This is a genomic window from Streptomyces sp. NPDC021019 (assembly GCF_044333295.1).
In the GTDB taxonomy this organism is placed as follows: domain Bacteria; phylum Actinomycetota; class Actinomycetes; order Streptomycetales; family Streptomycetaceae; genus Streptomyces.
Window position 1 is genome coordinate 174,349 of record NZ_JBIRQR010000007.1, and the last position, 15,572, is coordinate 189,920.

Consider the following 15,572-nt stretch of genomic DNA (forward strand, 5'->3'; position numbering starts at 1 on the left):
CGGACCTTGGGCTCGCGGGTGGCCTCGGGCTCTACTTCCAGGTGTTGTACGTGCCGTAGTCGCCGGCGTCGGCGAGCTGTTCCGCGACCCCTTCGAGGTCCTCGGGGAGGAGTCCCCAGACGATCAGGTCGGTGCGGATGTCGGTCCAGCCGCCGTCGGTGCCGTTCTCGGTCCGGGTGCGGGCGATGCGGGCGTTGCGCAGGACGCCCTCGCTGATGCAGCCGAGCTTCTGGGCGACCTGCTGGGAGGCGGTGTTGTCGGCGGGGGTGCGCAGCTCGATGCGTTCGAAGCCCTGGTCGCGGAAGAGCCACTGGGCTATGGCGAGGACGGATTCGGTGGCGTACCCCTCGCCGCGCGCCCAGGGTGCGGTGATGTAGCGGACCTCGGTGGAGCGGGTGCGCCAGTCGGTGTTGAGGAGGCGGACGCTGCCGACGAGCCGCTGGGTGAGGAACTCGGTGACGGCGAGGGCGATGCCGTGGCCCGCGGTGCGTTCCGCGGGAGCGATTCTGCGGACCCACCGTTCGGCGTCGACCTGGGTGTACGGGTTCGGCCCGTCCATCCACGCGGTGACCGTCTCGTCGTTCATCATCTCGATGTGCGCGGGGATGTCGGCCATCTCGAAGGGGCGCATCACCAACCTGTCCGTGCTGATGGAGATGGACGGAAAGGTGGTAGTCATGCGCAGCTCCATGCCGAAGACCGGGTAAAAGCACAGCATGCAGCATCGGGTCCGCCTTGTGCATGGGCGGGTCGGCACGACGGAGCCCCGCGCCTCCGGGAGGGAAGTGCGGGGCTCCGTCGGCAAGTGCCGGGTGGGCGTCAGGACGTGGCGGGGGCGCCGAAGGCCGGGATGATCGAGCCCTGGTAGGTGTCCTCGATGAACTTCTTGACCTCGTCGGAGTTGAGGAGCTTCGCGAGCTTCTCGACGCGCGGGTCCTTCTCGTTGCCGCCCTTGACCGCCAGGAAGTTGGCGTACGGGTTGCCCTCGGCCTTCTCCAGGGCGAGGGAGTCCTTTCCGGGCTTCAGGTCGGCCTCGATGGCGTAGTTGCCGTTGATGACGGCGGCGTCCACGTCGCCCAGGGCACGGGGCACGGTGGCGGCCTCCAGCTCCTTGAACTCCAGGCCCTTCCTGTCGGTGATGTCGCTCAGCTTGGCGCTGGTGCCGACGCCGTCCTTGAGGGTGATCAGGCCGTTCTCGGCGAGCAACTGGAGGGCGCGGCCGCCGTTGGTGGTGTCGTTGGGGACGGCGACGGTCTGGCCGGCCTTGATGTCCTCGATGCCCTTGACCGTCTTGGAGTAGAGGCCCAGCGGCTCCAGGTGGACGTCGACCACGGGCACGATGGTGGTCTTCTGCTTCGCGTTGAAGTCGTCCAGGTAGGGCTTGTGCTGGAAGAAGTTGGCGTCGACCTGGCCGTTCTGGGTGGCGGTGTTCGGCAGGACGTAGTCCGTGAACTCCTTGACCTCCAGGTTCAGGCCCTCCTTCTTCGCCAGGTTCTTCTTGACGAAGTTCAGGATGTCGGCGTGCGGCGTCGGGGACGCGGCGACGACCAGGGCCTTGGAGGTGTCGGCGTTCGCGCCGGTCCCGCTCTTGGACGCCGGGTCGGAGGCCGTACCGCAGGCGCTCAGGCCCAGGGCGAGGGCGGCGGTGGAAGCGACAGCTGCGGTGATCTTGATGTTCTTGCGCACGAAAAGTGCCTCTTTCTTGTGGTGGTGCGCCCGGACAAGGAGTTCGGGCTCGGTGGGACAGAGAGTTCTGGGGGCCGGGCCTCAGGAGGCGGTGCGGCCGCGGCGGGTCAGCAGCCGGACGGCGATGTCGCCGATCAGCTGGATCACCGTGACGAGGACGACCAGCAGCGCGACGGTGACCAGCATGAACCGGTTGTCGAAACGCTGGAACCCGTTGGTGATGGCCTGGGAGCCGAGCCCTTCGCCACCGACCGCGCCGGCCATCGCGGAGTAGCCGATGAGCACGATGAGGGTGGTGGTGACACCCGAGACGAGCGAGGGCAGGGCCTGCGGCAGGAGCACCTTGCGGACGATCGTGGGGATGGAGCCGCCCATCGACTGCACCGCCTCGACGAGTCCGTGGTCGACCTCGCGGATGGCCGTCTCGACGAGCCGGGCGAAGAACGGGATGGCTCCGACGGCGAGCGGCACGATCATCGCGGTGGGACCGATGAAGGTGCCGACGACCCAGGTGGTGAAGGGGATCAGGGCGATCAGCAGGATGATGAACGGCAGGGAGCGGCCGATGTTCACGATCACGCCGATGACCTTGTTCACCAGGGTGTTCCGCAGCAGTCCGCCCTTGTCGGTGAGGACCAGCAGAACGCCGAGCGGCAGTCCGCCGGCGACGGTGACCAGCGCGGACCACAGCACCATGTAGAGGGTGTCGACGGTGCCCTGGGCCAGCAGGGGCTGCATTTCGGACCAGGTCACTTGACGACCTCCTTGGTGAGCGCGGCGGACTCCTCGGCGAGGGCGGCGGACGTCTGCTCCGGTACGACGGTGGCGGGCGCGTCGGTCCCGGCACCGGCCTCCGGGCCGGTCGCGTCCTCGACGACCTCGGCCTGGAGGCCCTGCTCGCGCAGGAAGCCGATGGGAACGACGTTCTCCTCGAAGCGGCCGGGCAGCTCGATGCGCATCCGGCCGATCTGCTTGCCGCCGACGGTGTCCATCGCGGCGCCGAGGATCGAGATGTCGATGTTGTACGTACGGGAGAGCTGGGAGATGACCGGCCGGGAGGCCGATTCCCCCTGGAAGGTGACGTCGACGACCGTGCGGTCGGGTCCGGAGGCGGTCCCGCCGACCGGGAACAGCTCGTGGGCCAGTTCGGAACCGGGGGTGGCGAGGAGTTCCGCGACGGTCCCGGACTCGACGATCCGGCCACGCCGCATGAGCGCCGCGGAGTCGCAGACGGTCTTGACGACGTCCATCTCGTGGGTGATGAGCAGGACGGTCAGGCCGAGCTGCTGGTTGAGGTCGCGCAGCAGTTGGAGGACGGAGCGGGTGGTCTCGGGGTCGAGTGCGGAGGTCGCCTCGTCCGAGAGCAGCACCTGGGGGTCGCCCGCCAGGGCGCGGGCGATGCCCACACGCTGCTTCTGACCTCCGGAGAGCTGACCGGGGTAGGCCTTCGCCTTGTCGGCGAGGCCGACCAGGTCGAGGAGTTCCCCGGCCTTGCGGGTGCGCTCCCGGCCGGAGAATCCGAGGATCTCCAGTGGCAGTTCCACGTTGTCCAGCACGGTGCGGGAGTCCAGCAGGTTGAAGTGCTGGAAGACCATGCCGATGCGGGTGCGGGCCCGGCGCAGCTCGGCGCTCGCCCGTCGGCCGCGACCGGCGAGGGCGATGAGGTCCTGGCCGGCCACCGTCACGGTGCCGGAGGTGGGGCGCTCCAGGAGGTTGACGCAGCGGATCAGGGAGGACTTGCCGGCGCCGCTCTGTCCGATGACGCCGTACACCTCGCCTTCGCGGACGTGCAGGTCGACGCCGTCGAGTGCGGTGACCTCACGGTCGCGCGACTGGTAGACCTTCGTGAGGCCCGTCGTGGTGATCACAGGGTTTCCGTCACTGTCGAGTGCGCGGCGCGGTGTCCGCCGGGCACGGGGCATTCGTCTGAAGAGACTTTTCGGGCTGGTCGGCCGGGTGTCTCGGCATGGCTGTACGCGGCGGTCGGCCGTGCTGCGCATGCGCGGGCGCGCTCGTTCCGCAGGGTGCGGACGGCGCAGGCTCGGTCTCGCTTCGGGGCGCGAGGCTCAGGCGGGGGCCCTCAGAAGGCGCGCATTCGACACATACAACGAGCACCGGGCGTGCTGATCGCCTCGGTCGCAAGGGTGCGGCTGCTCGTCGTGGTCATGGGCCAAGTAAAACAGACGTGAGGTCTTCGCGATCCCGAGTGTCCGCATAGCGGACAGTGCTGGATGACCGGATGCCAGCCTTCGGGTTACCCCGGAAGGTGCGCGACGCACGGCTGTGACCTGCGGTGACAGGGTGATCGCACGGGCGGGTCCAGGGGGGAGCCGATGGCCGGAGAGCGGAACCTTGGCCGCCGGTTGTGGCCAAGGCCACGATGTGCGCCCCGGTGCGGTGGCCGCCTCCGTGGTGGCCGGGGCCGCACGCGGGCGGGCGTTCCGTCCGTAATACCCTCGACTCATGCTTGACGCCCTGACGGTCGCGGTCGCCGTGACCGCGCTCGCCCTCGCCGCCTGGTGCGGACATGCCGCCTACCGGGACCAGCCGACGAAGGACTGGCACTTCATCGGGATGGCGGTCGTCTCCGTCCTGGCGTTGGCCCAGTTGGTCGTGGGCGTCGTGCAGCTGGCGCGCGGGGAGCGGCCGGAGCAGGGAATGGCGGTGTTCATCGCCTATCTGGTCGGTTCGTTCGCCGCCGTGCCCGCGGCCGGATTCCTTTCGTTGACCGAGCGGACCCGTTGGGGTTCGGTCACGGTCGCGGCGGGCGCGGTCGTGCTGGCGGTTCTGGAGGTCCGGCTCTATGACATCTGGGGAAACTGACGTGAGCGACACCGACCGCCCCGAGGTGGCCACGGTCCCGAAGCCGTCCTTCGAACTGGGCACCGGTCCCGGCCGGGTCCTGGTCTGGTTCTACGGGGTGTTCACGGTCGCGGCGGCCTCGCGGACGATCGTCGAGATGGTCAGGGGTTTCGACCACGCGCCGCTGGCGTACGGGCTGTCGGCCGTCGCGGCCCTGGTGTACGGCTTCATCACGTACTCGCTGGTGCGCGGCGGCGAGAAGGCCCGCCGGGCGGCGCTGGTGTGCTGTGCCGCGGAGCTGCTCGGTGTGCTGGTCGTCGGCGCGTGGACGCTGGTCGAGCCGGCCGCCTTCCCGGACTCGACGGTGTGGTCGGACTTCGGGATGGGTTACCTCTTCATCCCGGTGATCCTGCCGGTCACCGGGATGATCTGGCTGCGCCGCGCGAGAACGGTGGCGGTGTAGCGACGCCGTTCGGGCCCCGCCGCGCGCGGCGCACGGTCAGGCGCTGGCCACGTAGTCCCGGTCGGCCGCGTCCTTCTCCAGCAGGACCATCCGGACGCCGTCGGCTCCGGTGACGGCCCCGACCTGGGCGTATCCGGCCCGCCGGTAGAGCCGCAGATTGCCCTCGCTGCGGTGTCCGCTGTGCAGCCGGAAGCGGGTCGCCGCCCGCTCGGCGGAGAGCGCCGACTCGGCGGCGAGCAGCAGCCTGGCCCCGAGGCCGTGGCCCTGGAGCCGGGGGTGGACGCAGAGCTTGCCGATGAGGCCCGTGCCCTCCTGGTCGGTGCCCCCTCGGACCGAGCCGACGACCTCGTCCCCGAGCCGGGCCACGAACACCAGGTCGTCGGCGACTTCGGCGCGCAGGGATTCGAGGGTCTGGACGAGCGGGTCGATCCGGTAGTTGTCGTACAGCTCCGCCTCGCGCTGGAAGCAGAGGTACTGAAGTCTGAAGATCTGCTCGACGTCCCGTGCCGTCGCCGCCGAGATGGTCACGCTCATGCCCATGTGTGCACGCCTCCCGCTCACCTGTTCGCCGATTGCCTACCGCTCCCTTCCCGCACGGAAGGAGCGACAATCTCCGCAGCCAGCATTCTGCGCAGACATCCAAGGCAACGGGAACGGATCGGGCCCAAGCTCCCCTGTGACATACCCAACTCCCCTGCGATTTCCCGGTAGGTCGGGTCGCTGGGGGCGAGCATCGCCTCCAGCAGCCGGGGGCAGCGGCCGGGCAGCCGGGCCAGCGCGGAGCGCAACGCCCGGCGTTCGGCGGCCCCGAGGGCGGCGCGTTCCGGGCAGTCGGCCGGCCCGGCGGCGGGCTCCGTTCCGGCGTACGGGCGTTCCCGCCGGGCCGCGCGGCGTCCGCGGCGGGCCTCGCCCCGCACGGTGTCGCGCACCCATCGGGCCGCGTCGGCGGGTGGTCCGGCGGCGGCCGGGCGCTCCAGCAGCCGCACCCAGACGCTCTGTTCGAGGTCGGCGGGGTCGAGCCCGGCGGCCGGGGCCTCGGCCCTCGCCTCCGCGCGCACCAGAGGTTGTAAGGCGCGGACGACGAGGGCGGTGGAGGCGGCCGGGTCGGGGTCGTGATCGGGAAGCGTCATGCCACGGCGGACGTGCCGGGACGGCCGCCGGTTGCCCCGGGCGATGCTCCACCACCCGACCGGGGGACGCCGGGGCGGGCGGCTGACGGCGCACCTCCTGTACGAGTGGTGCGCCGCGCCCGCCTCCGTACCGGGTCAGCGCCCGGCGTGGTCCGCCGCCGCGAGCAGCGCCGTGTCCGGATGGTCGGCGAAGATCCCGTCGATGCCGGTGGCGAGGTAGGCGGCGCAGGCGCCGAACACGTCACCGTAGGCGTTGGGGTCGGTGCCGCGCCGGAAGTCGGCGGGCAGGAAGCTGTTCTCGTTGCGCAGCGTGTACGGGTGCAGCCGCAGGCCCTTGGCGTGGGCGTCCCGCACCAGCGTGGTCGGGGTCGTGAGCCGTCCCGAGGCGTCCTTGGGGATGACCAGATCGAGGGTGGGGCCGATGCCCTGGGCGAAGGAGGCCATCCACGCCAGCCCGGCGGGGGTCACCAGGTCGGCGACGGTGCGCGGGTCGCCCGACTCGACGAAGTCCCAGGGACGCTCCTTCGGGCCGGAGAGCAGCACGATGCGCGGGGTGTCGACGAGGCGCGCGAGGCGCTGGACGGAGCCGGGCTCGAAGGACTGGAGGATGAGCGCGGAGTTCCGGCGGTCCCGGCCGTAGCGGCGCAGCAGCCGGGCGAGCGGCTCCTCCAGGCCGAGGCCCAGCTTGCGGAAGTAGGTGGGGTGCTTGGTCTCCACGTACAGCCAGACCGGCTGGGAGCGCTTGCGGCCCTCCTGCTCCGCCCAGCGCAGCACCTCCTCGAAGGTGGGGACCGTCCAGCGGCCGTCGTAGAGGGTGTTGTCCGGACGGTTGCCCGGGATGCGCTCCTTGGCCCGCAGGGTCTTCAGTTCGGCGAGGGTGAAGTCCTCGGTGAACCAGCCGGTCAGGGAGAGGCCGTCGATGCTCTTGGTCGTCCTGCGGCCGGCGAACTCGGGGTGGTCGGCGACGTCGGTGGTCGCGGTGATGTCGTTCTCGTGACGGCAGACGAGGTGGCCGTCCTTGGTCGGCACGAGGTCCTGCTCGATGATGTGCGCACCCATGTCCAGGGCCAGCTGGTAGGAGCCGAGGGTGTGCTCGGGGCGGTAGCCGCTGGCCCCGCGGTGGCCGATCACCGTCGGCACGGGCAGATCGCGCAGCGATCCGTGGCCGCCGCCGTGGCCGCGGCCCCGCTCGGCCGCCCGGGCGGTGGCGGGCAGGCCGAGGGCCGCGGTACCGAGGGCCGCGGCGCCCAGGAGGCTCCGTCGGCCAGGTGTCTTCCGCGCACGCTCCGTCATGAATGCTCCTCGCTTGGTGATGTCCGGGACCGGTCGAGCGAGGCCCGATCGTAGGCTGGGAGGTGTACGGGAAGGCGGACCGTCGGCCAACATGGCGGAAACACACGTCAACACCGCGTATCCGCTTCGTGAACCCGATGTGCGATCAGCGCGTACCCGCGAGTATCGTCCTCACCTGCACCGACCATCACCCGTCGGCACCGGCCACCGCCCGTACGACCCATTCCATCGCGGCCGGCCAGGCCACGACACCGGAGGAACCGTTGTCCCGTCTCACGGTCATCAAGGCAGTGCTCGGACCGATTCTGCGCCTGATGTTCCGCCCACAGGTGGAGGGCGCCGAGAACATCCCCGGGACCGGGCCGGTGATCCTCGCGGGCAATCACCTCACGTTCATCGACTCGATGATCATGCCGATCTGCTGCGACCGGCCGGTGTTCTACATCGGCAAGGACGAGTACGTGACGGGCAAGGGCCTCAAGGGCAAGCTGATGGCCTGGTTCTTCACCGGCTGCGGCATGATCCCGGTGGACCGGGACGGCGGCCGGGGCGGGGTCGCGGCGCTGATGACGGGGCGCCGGGTGCTGGAGGGGGGTCAGGCCTTCGCCATCTACCCGGAGGGCACCCGCTCCCCCGACGGCCGGCTCTACCGGGGCCGTACGGGCATCGCGCGGCTGACACTGATGACGGGCGCTCCGGTGATCCCGTTCGCGATGATCGGGACCGACAAGCTGCAGCCGGGCGGCGCCGGCCTGCCCCGGCCGGGCAAGGTCACGGTGCGCTTCGGTGAGCCGATGGAGTTCTCGCGCTACGAGGGCATGGACCGCGACCGCTATGTGCTGCGGGCGGTGACCGACTCGGTGATGGCCGAGGTGATGCGGCTGTCCGGCCAGGAGTACGTGGACATGTACGCGACGAAAGCGAAGGCCGCCTGACCCGTACGGCGGTTACGGCGAAGGGCCCGCGTCCCCTGGGGGGTGCGGGCCCTTCGCCGTACCGGTCGGGCGCGGTCGACCGCCCCTACGGGTGCTCGACGCCGTCCTCCAGCTTCTGGCCCCGCAGCAGGAACCAAGCCGCGACCGCCGCCGCCAGCAGTACCGCCGCGCCGAGGCCCGCGGCCGACCGCAGTCCGTCGACGAACGCCTCCTGGGCCGCCGAGACCAGCGGCCCGGCCTGGGCGGCGGGCAGCGTCCCGGCGGCCTCGACCGCGCCGCCCAGTGACTCGTGGGCGGCCGACTCGACGTCGGCGGGGATGCCGGACGGGGTCGGGAAGCCCCGGTAGACGCCGGTGACGATGGAGCCGAGCAGGGCGATGCCGAGGGCCGCGCCCAGTTCGTACGCGGTCTCGGAGACGGCGGACGCGGAGCCCGCCTGCTCCTTGGGGACGCTGGAGAGGATCACGTCGGCGGTGACGGTGAAGGCGAAGCCCGCGCCGACGCCGACGACCAGCAGCATGGAGCCGAGCAGCGGATACCCCGTGTTCTGGTCGAGCAGTGTCACACTGCCCAGGGCGAGACCGACCGCTGCCAGGCCGCCCGAGACGACGGAGCGGACCGAGAAGCGACGGGCGGCGAACCCGGCCAGCAGACCCGCGGTCACCGCGCCGATGGCGGCGGGCAGTTCGGCGAGCCCGGCCTCCAGCGGTCCACGGCCCTGCACCAGTTGCAGGAACTGGGAGAGGAAGAAGACCAGACCCGACAGGCCGAGGATGGTCAGCAGGTCGGCGAGGACCGCGCCGGAGAAGCCCCGGTGGTGGAAGAGCCGCATGTCCAGCAGGGGCGCGGGCAGCCGCAGTTGCCTGCGGACGAACCAGGTGAGCGCGCCGACGCCGACGACGGCCGCCGCCCCGGCCCCCCAGTTTACCCCGTGCGCGGCCGCCTCCTTGATGGCGTACACGACACCGATCATGCCGACCAGGGAGAGCCCGACGCTGAGCATGTCCCACGGGCCGGGAGCCGGGTTCTTGGACTCGGGGATCAACTTGATGCCCACGACGACGAGGACGGCCATCACGGGCAGGTTGATGAGGAAGACCGAACCCCACCAGAAGTGTTCGAGCAGGGCCCCGCCGACGACCGGACCGACGGCCGCGCCCGCCGAGGCCATCGCGCCCCAGATCCCGATGGCGAGGCTGCGCTCGCGCGGGTCGTGGAAGAGGTTGCGGATCAGAGCCAGAGTGGACGGCATCAGGGTGGCGCCCGCGACACCGAGCAGCGCCCGGGCCACGATCATCATCTCGGGCGAGGTCGCGTACGCGTTGAGCACGGAGACCGCGCCGAACGCGACGGCGCCGACCAGCAGCAGCTTCTTGCGGCCGATGCGGTCGCCCAGGCTGCCCATCGAGACGAGCAGACCGGCGATGACGAAGGAGTAGACGTCACCGATCCAGAGCAGCTGGGTGCCGGTCGGTTCGAGGTCCTCGCTGAGGAACGGGGTGGCGAGACCGAGGACGGTCGCGTCCACGGCCACCAGCAGCACGGCGAGGACGAGGACGGCGAGCGCGATCCACCGCCCCGGGCGGCGTACGGCGTCCGGGGTGTCCGGGTTCTGGTCGATGCTGGTCATTGCTCTACGCTCCGGCGTGCTCCGCCGAGCAGCAACTCGACGATCATGTGCTGGAAGTCCTGTGCGGCGACCCGTCCCGCCTGGACGGCCCAGGCGCCGGTGCCGACGAGCCCGTAGAGGGCCTCCGTCAGCCAGGCGGGGGTGAGGTCGATACGGAACTCGCCGCGCTCCTGCCCGCGACGGAAGAAGGCGGAGACACGGGCGTCGGCCCGGCCCCAGCCCTCGTTGATCTCGTCGCCCTCGAAGAGCTGGTTCTCGTTGACGAGGAAGGACAGCAGGCCGGCGCTGGGCTCGACGGCCGCGATGAGGCGGCGCAGCCCCTCCTCGGAGGGGCCCTCGTCGAGCCGGGCGGTGTCCAGGGCCGCCTCGAACTCCTGGATGCCGAGATTCTCCAGCGCCCCCACCAGGGCGTCGCGCCCGGCGAAGTGACGGTGGAGGGTGGCCCGGCCGATGCCCGCCGCCCTGGCGACCTCGTCCATGGTGGCGGTCGATTTGCGGGTCAGCAGGGCGGCGGCGCTGCGCAGCACCTGCTCACGATCGAGAGTCATGAGACAACCATAACCCACGTGAGACAACATCGTCTCACCACAGGGCATGGGCGGGCCTGCGGCAGGAGAGCGGGGAGGCAAGGGCGGGGGAACGACCAGGGCGGCCGGAGGCAGGGCGGGACGGGAAACGAAAAAAGTGGCCGGAGGTGAAACCACTCCTTGCCACTCTCAACTTATAGCGCACGGGGGGCCTTGCGGCAAGACCCCCCATCTGCCGCAGAATCGTCCGCCGTAGCCGGGGCGGTACGCCGCCCTCCGTACGCACCGCAGATCGGAACCGATGCCGTGACACCCCTGACCGCCAGCGCGTTCGACCTCCCCGACCGCCTCGCCCCCAAGGCCGACCCGGCGCTGATCGCCGACGACGAGCAGCACTTCGCAGCCGTCGCCCACTGCCTGGAGCAGTCGGTCGCCGAGCTGACCGACCGGCTCGCAGCCGAACGCAGGGCGCCCGGCGGAGCGAGCCGGCAGGCGATGGACCGGGATGCGGAGATCCACCGGCTGACCGGCCGGCTGCGCGCCCTGCGGCGGTTCGGCCTCGACCTGTGCCTCGGGCGCATGGTCGCCGCGGACGGCTCCGGACCGCTGTACGTGGGACGGCTCGGGCTGACCGACAGCACGGGCCGCCGACTGCTGCTCGACTGGCGCTCCCCCGCCGCCGAGCCGTTCTTCGGGGCCACCCACGCCGATCCGATGGGGCTGGCGAGCCGCCGCCGCTACCGCTGGACCGGCGGCCGGATCAGCGACTACTGGGACGAGGTGTTCGCGCCGGAGGGCTTCGCCGGTCATGCCGCGCTGGATGACCAGTCCGCGTTCATCGCCAGTCTGGGCGGCAACCGGTCGGCCCGGATGCGCGATGTCCTGGGCACCATCCAGGCCGACCAGGACGCCATCATCCGGGCGGGCTCCCGGGGCGCGCTCGTCGTCGACGGAGGGCCCGGCACCGGGAAGACCGTCGTCGCCCTGCACCGCTCCGCCTACCTCCTCCACTCCGACCCGCGCCTCGGGCACCGTCGCGGTGGCGTGCTGTTCGTCGGGCCGCACGAGCCCTATCTGGGGTACGTCGCCGATGTCCTGCCCAGCCTCGGGGAGGAGGGCGTGCAGACGTGCACCCTGCGGGACCTGGTCGCCGAGGGAGCGCAGGCGGGCGCCGAGACCGACCCGGAGGTGGCGCGGCTGAAGGCGTCGGCGGAGCTGGTGAAGGCGGTCGAGCCGGCCGTCCGGTTCTACGAGGAGCCGCCCGCCACGGGCGTTCGGGTCCAAACGCACTGGTCCGACATCTGGCTGAGCGCCGCCGACTGGGCCTCGGCGTTCGGGGCGGCGGACCCGGGCACACCGCACAACGAGGCGCGGGAGGAGATCTGGGAGGAGCTGCTCACGATCCTCGTGGACAAGCACGACGGCGACGCCCCGGAGGAACAGCTGCGGGCCTCGCTGCGGCGGAACAGGGAGCTGTTCGCCCTCTTCGACCGCGCCTGGCCGCTGGTCGAGGCGGCCGACCTGATCGGCGACCTCTGGTCCGTACCCGCCTATCTCCGCACGTGCGCCCCCTGGCTGACCTCGGAGGAGGTCGGGCGGTTGCAGCGCCCGGACGCCCACGCGTGGACGGTGTCCGACCTCCCTCTCCTGGACGCGGCACGGCAGCGGCTCGGCGACCCGGAGGCGTCCCGGCGCAGGCTCCGTCACGAGGCCGCGGCCGCCGCCGAGCGCGAGCAGATGGACCGGGTCGTCGAGAGCCTGCTCGCCGACGAGACCCTGGCCGACGCGGACGCGGACGGCGAGGGTGCGCTGGTGATGCTGCGCGGGGCGGATCTCCGGGAGTCCCTGGCCACCACCGACCGGCCGAGCGGCACCGAACGCGACCTGCTGGCCGGGCCGTTCGCGCACATCGTCGTGGACGAGGCACAGGAACTGACCGACGCCCAGTGGCAGATGCTGCTCCAGCGGTGCCCGTCGCGGAGCTTCACCGTCGTCGGGGACCGTGCGCAGGCCCGGCACGGGTTCACCGAGTCGTGGCAGGAGCGGCTGGAGCGGGTCGGGCTCGACCGGATCACCCTGGCCTCCCTGACCATCAACTACCGGACGCCGGAGGAGATCATGGCGGAGGCGGAACCGGTGGTCCGGGCCGTGCTCCCCGACGCCAACGTGCCGGTCTCGGTCCGAAGCAGCGGCATGCCCGTCAGGTACGGCTCCGTCGCGGACCTGGACGCCGTCCTCGCCGGGTGGCTCGCCGCGCACGACGACGGGATCGCCTGTGTCATCGGCGACCCCGCGTTCCGGGCGACGCCCCGCGTGCGGTCGCTGACCCCGGAGCTGTCGAAGGGCCTGGAGTTCGACCTGGTCGTCCTCGTCGAGCCGGAGGACTTCGGCGCGGGTGTCGCGGGGGCGGTGGACCGCTACGTCGCGATGACGCGGGCGACCCGGGAACTCGTCGTCCTGACGGGCTCCTGAGGTGTCGGGGCCGGGCCGTCCGGGACGGCCCCGCCTGCGGGGTTCAGTGCCAGGGCAGTCCCGCCCGGTGCCGCCAGTAGGCCTCCGGCTCCTCGACCAGGGCGTCGAGGCCGGCCCGCTGCTCGTCGTCCAGGTCGACGACGGCGGCGTGCAGATTGCCGGAGAGCTGGCCCACCGTGGCGGCGCCGGAGAGCACGACGTCCGCCCAGGGCTGGTGCAGCACCAGCGCGAGGGCCACCGCGTCGCCGCCCACGCCCGCGGCGGCGGCGATCTCCTGGAACACGGCGGGGGCCTCGTCCCCGGCGAGGCGCCCGTTGGCCATGCCCTCCTTGACGATCACGGTGAGCCCGGCGTCGTGGGCCTCGGCGAGCGCGGGCGCGGCCGAGGTCTCCAGGGCGTTGTAGGTGGCCTGGACCGTACGGAAGAGGGGTTCGCCGTCGACCGTGACGGCGAGGGCGGCCCGGATCGCGTCGGCCTGGGCGGGCCCGCTGGTGGAGAGGCCTACGGTGACGCCGTCGGCGGCCAGGGCGGCGAGCCGGCCGAGCAGTTCCTTGTCGGCGAGCGCGGGGCTGTCCGGGGTGACCGAGTGGACCTGGTAGAGGCTGAGCCGGTCGCCGACCAGGGCCCGGGTCTCGGCGTACTGGCGTTCGAAGGCGGCGAGGCTGTGGTCCTTGACCTCGTGTGCCTCGGCCTCCACGTCCCAGTCGGCGGTGTAGGTGTACCCCCACTTGCTGCCGACGACGAGGTCGGTGAACGAGGGCCGGGCGTCCAGCCACTCCGCGAGGAACTCCTCGGCGCGGCCGTAGGAACGGGCGGTGTCGACGTACCGGACTCCCTGGGCGTAGGCGGCGTCCAGCAGTTCGTGGGTGCGGGCGCGCAGGGCGGCGGGGTCGCGGTCGGCGGGCAGGTCCCGGTCTCGGTGCAGATTGATGTAGCCGGGCCTCCCGACGGCGGCAAGGCCCAGCCCGATGTGGGCGGTCGGGGTCGTCGCGGCGGCCAGGGCGGCGAAGGGCATCGCGGGCTCCTCGGGGTCGGGTTTCGGTTACTCCTACCCCGGTGAGCGCGCGATGCCCTTCGTCCATCCGGTGCGGCACGGCTCCCCGCGCGCACCTGGCCGGCCTTCCTACTGGCGGGCGGTCGCCCAGGCGTGCTGCGCGGCCAGGTCTTCCTTCACCTCGGCGAGCTGTACGGCGACGGCGGAGGGGGCCGTACCGCCCCGGCCGTCGCGAGAGGCGAGGGCGCCCCGCACGTTGAGCACGGTGCGGACCTCGGGGGTGAGGTGCTCGGAGATCCTGGCGAACTGCTCGTCGGTGAGCTGGTCGAGCTCGATGCCCTGCTGCTCGCACTCCTTGACGCAGGCGCCGGCCACCTCGTGCGCCACCCGGAACGGAACGCCCTGCTTGACCAGCCATTCCGCGATGTCGGTCGCGAGCGAGAAGCCCGCCGGGGCCAGCTCCTCCATGCGCTCACGGTTGACGGTGAGGGTGGCCATCATCCCGGTGAAGGCGGGGAGCAGGACCTCCAGCTGGTCGCAGGAGTCGAAGACGGGCTCCTTGTCCTCCTGGAGGTCCCGGTTGTACGCGAGCGGGAGCGCCTTGAGCGTGGCGAGCAGGCCGGTCAGGTTGCCGATGAGGCGGCCGGACTTGCCCCGGGCCAGCTCCGCGATGTCCGGGTTCTTCTTCTGCGGCATGATCGAGGAGCCGGTGGAGAAGGCGTCGTGGAGGGTGACGAAGGAGAACTCCTTCGTGTTCCAGATGATGACCTCCTCCGCGATCCGGGAGAGGTTGACGCCGATCATCGCGGTGATGAAGGCGAACTCCGCGACGAAGTCCCGCGAGGCGGTGCCGTCGATGGAGTTGGCGACCGAGCCGTGCTCGAACCCGAGGTCGGCGGCGACCGCCTCCGGGTCGAGGCCGAGCGAGGATCCGGCGAGCGCCCCGGAGCCGTACGGGGAGACGGCGGTGCGCTCGTCCCACTGGCGCAGCCGCTCGGCGTCCCGGGAGAGGGACTGGACGTGGGCGAGCACATGGTGGGCGAAGAGGACGGGCTGGGCGTGCTGGAGGTGGGTGCGGCCGGGCATCGCCACGTCCGGGTGGGCCTCGGCGAGGCCGACCAGTGCGCTCTGGAGGTCGGCGATCAGGCCGCCGATGGTCCGGGCGTGGTCGCGCAGGTACATCCGGAAGAGCGTGGCGATCTGGTCGTTGCGCGACCGCCCGGCCCGCAGCTTGCCGCCGAGGTCGGCGCCGAGCCGCTCCAGCAGCCCGCGCTCCAGTGCGGTGTGGACGTCCTCGTCGGCGATGGTCCCGGTGAAGGAGCCGTCGGCGACGTCCGCTTCGAGCCGGTCGAGACCGGCGAGCATCCGGGTCAGCTCGTCCTCGCTGAGCAGGCCCGCCTTGTTGAGCACGCGCGCGTGGGCTCGGGAGCCGGCGATGTCGTACGGCGCGAGCCGCCAGTCGAAGTGGACGGACGCGGACAGCTTGGCCAGCGCCTCGGCCGGTCCGTCGGCGAAACGCGCGCCCCAGAGCCGGACGTCACCGTTGTTGCTGCTCACTGCGTGCTCCTCAAAAAGGCGAAGGCAAAGGCCGGAATGTAGGCCGAGGTGCGGATATGCGGCCGCCTCCCTGCCGCGTGACG

General features: G+C 71.6%; 15 protein-coding genes. 4 read left to right on the top strand and 11 right to left on the bottom strand.

Annotation, left to right across the window (positions count from 1 at the left end; genetic code table 11):
- Nucleotides 1-31: 31 nt before the first annotated feature.
- The 4 genes from ACH4RG_RS29940 to ACH4RG_RS29955 form a co-directional block, all read right to left on the bottom strand.
- A complete protein-coding gene (locus ACH4RG_RS29940) occupies nucleotides 32-718 on the bottom strand; it encodes a GNAT family N-acetyltransferase (protein ID WP_397922899.1) in 687 nt (228 codons plus the stop codon).
- 101 nt (nucleotides 719-819) lie between these two features.
- Nucleotides 820-1,686: a MetQ/NlpA family ABC transporter substrate-binding protein gene (locus tag ACH4RG_RS29945; protein ID WP_397922897.1), complete on the bottom strand. Its 867-nt coding sequence runs from the start codon at nucleotides 1,684-1,686 to the stop codon at nucleotides 820-822.
- A gap of 81 nt (nucleotides 1,687-1,767) precedes the next feature.
- A complete protein-coding gene (locus ACH4RG_RS29950; RefSeq protein WP_397931871.1) occupies nucleotides 1,768-2,439 on the bottom strand; it encodes a methionine ABC transporter permease in 672 nt (223 codons plus the stop codon).
- On the bottom strand, nucleotides 2,436-3,554 hold the full coding sequence (locus ACH4RG_RS29955) for a methionine ABC transporter ATP-binding protein (RefSeq protein ID WP_397922893.1): 1,119 nt from the start codon (nucleotides 3,552-3,554) through the stop codon (nucleotides 2,436-2,438). The genes ACH4RG_RS29950 and ACH4RG_RS29955 overlap by 4 nt, the downstream gene beginning before the upstream one ends.
- A 595-nt stretch (nucleotides 3,555-4,149) precedes the next feature.
- On the opposite strand from ACH4RG_RS29955, the gene ACH4RG_RS29960 reads away from it, so the two are divergent.
- Complete coding sequence (locus tag ACH4RG_RS29960) at nucleotides 4,150-4,509, top strand: hypothetical protein (RefSeq protein WP_030589738.1); 360 nt, start codon at nucleotides 4,150-4,152, stop codon at nucleotides 4,507-4,509.
- A 1-nt stretch (nucleotide 4,510) separates the two neighbouring features.
- On the top strand, nucleotides 4,511-4,951 hold the full coding sequence (locus ACH4RG_RS29965; RefSeq protein WP_397922891.1) for a hypothetical protein: 441 nt from the start codon (nucleotides 4,511-4,513) through the stop codon (nucleotides 4,949-4,951).
- Between the two features lie 36 nt (nucleotides 4,952-4,987).
- Here the strand turns inward: ACH4RG_RS29965 and ACH4RG_RS29970 are convergent, their stop codons facing one another.
- The 3 genes from ACH4RG_RS29970 to ACH4RG_RS29980 form a co-directional block, all read right to left on the bottom strand.
- On the bottom strand, nucleotides 4,988-5,491 hold the full coding sequence (locus ACH4RG_RS29970; RefSeq protein WP_398540515.1) for a GNAT family N-acetyltransferase: 504 nt from the start codon (nucleotides 5,489-5,491) through the stop codon (nucleotides 4,988-4,990).
- Between the two features lie 17 nt (nucleotides 5,492-5,508).
- On the bottom strand, nucleotides 5,509-6,081 hold the full coding sequence (locus ACH4RG_RS29975) for a sigma-70 family RNA polymerase sigma factor (RefSeq protein WP_397922886.1): 573 nt from the start codon (nucleotides 6,079-6,081) through the stop codon (nucleotides 5,509-5,511).
- Nucleotides 6,082-6,216: 135 nt separating this feature from the next.
- On the bottom strand, nucleotides 6,217-7,374 hold the full coding sequence (locus ACH4RG_RS29980) for a glycerophosphodiester phosphodiesterase (RefSeq protein WP_397922884.1): 1,158 nt from the start codon (nucleotides 7,372-7,374) through the stop codon (nucleotides 6,217-6,219).
- 263 nt (nucleotides 7,375-7,637) lie between these two features.
- On the opposite strand from ACH4RG_RS29980, the gene ACH4RG_RS29985 reads away from it, so the two are divergent.
- A complete protein-coding gene (locus ACH4RG_RS29985; protein WP_397923163.1) occupies nucleotides 7,638-8,309 on the top strand; it encodes a lysophospholipid acyltransferase family protein in 672 nt (223 codons plus the stop codon).
- Between the two features lie 85 nt (nucleotides 8,310-8,394).
- Here ACH4RG_RS29985 and ACH4RG_RS29990 read toward each other — a convergent pair whose 3' ends face one another.
- Entirely contained in the window at nucleotides 8,395-9,939 is a 1,545-nt protein-coding gene (locus ACH4RG_RS29990) for an MFS transporter (protein WP_398540516.1), read from the bottom strand.
- On the bottom strand, nucleotides 9,936-10,487 hold the full coding sequence (locus ACH4RG_RS29995) for a TetR/AcrR family transcriptional regulator (protein ID WP_397922880.1): 552 nt from the start codon (nucleotides 10,485-10,487) through the stop codon (nucleotides 9,936-9,938). Before ACH4RG_RS29995 ends, ACH4RG_RS29990 begins: the two co-directional genes overlap by 4 nt.
- A 285-nt stretch (nucleotides 10,488-10,772) precedes the next feature.
- Between ACH4RG_RS29995 and helR the strand changes: the two genes are divergently transcribed.
- Nucleotides 10,773-12,938, top strand: coding sequence for an RNA polymerase recycling motor ATPase HelR (gene helR / locus ACH4RG_RS30000; RefSeq protein ID WP_397931862.1), 2,166 nt, complete (start codon nucleotides 10,773-10,775; stop codon nucleotides 12,936-12,938).
- Between the two features lie 43 nt (nucleotides 12,939-12,981).
- Here the strand turns inward: helR and ACH4RG_RS30005 are convergent, their stop codons facing one another.
- Nucleotides 12,982-13,953, bottom strand: a complete 972-nt coding sequence (locus ACH4RG_RS30005) for an aldo/keto reductase (RefSeq protein WP_397931860.1) — start codon at nucleotides 13,951-13,953, stop codon at nucleotides 12,982-12,984.
- 108 nt (nucleotides 13,954-14,061) lie between these two features.
- Nucleotides 14,062-15,489, bottom strand: coding sequence for an argininosuccinate lyase (gene argH / locus ACH4RG_RS30010; RefSeq protein ID WP_398540517.1), 1,428 nt, complete (start codon nucleotides 15,487-15,489; stop codon nucleotides 14,062-14,064).
- Nucleotides 15,490-15,572 lie beyond the last annotated feature (83 nt).

Excerpts from the sequence above, each read along its gene's own strand:
- ACH4RG_RS30005 (WP_397931860.1), bottom strand. The coding sequence starts at position 13,953 with ATGCCCTTCGCCGCCCTGGCCGCCGCGACGACCCCGACCGCCCACATC.
- ACH4RG_RS29970 (WP_398540515.1), bottom strand. The coding sequence starts at position 5,491 with ATGGGCATGAGCGTGACCATCTCGGCGGCGACGGCACGGGACGTCGAG.
- ACH4RG_RS29960 (WP_030589738.1), top strand. The coding sequence starts at position 4,150 with ATGCTTGACGCCCTGACGGTCGCGGTCGCCGTGACCGCGCTCGCCCTC.
- ACH4RG_RS29995 (WP_397922880.1), bottom strand. The coding sequence starts at position 10,487 with ATGACTCTCGATCGTGAGCAGGTGCTGCGCAGCGCCGCCGCCCTGCTG.
- ACH4RG_RS29990 (WP_398540516.1), bottom strand. The coding sequence starts at position 9,939 with ATGACCAGCATCGACCAGAACCCGGACACCCCGGACGCCGTACGCCGC.
- ACH4RG_RS29975 (WP_397922886.1), bottom strand. The coding sequence starts at position 6,081 with ATGACGCTTCCCGATCACGACCCCGACCCGGCCGCCTCCACCGCCCTC.
- ACH4RG_RS29980 (WP_397922884.1), bottom strand. The coding sequence starts at position 7,374 with ATGACGGAGCGTGCGCGGAAGACACCTGGCCGACGGAGCCTCCTGGGC.
- ACH4RG_RS29940 (WP_397922899.1), bottom strand. The coding sequence starts at position 718 with ATGCTGTGCTTTTACCCGGTCTTCGGCATGGAGCTGCGCATGACTACC.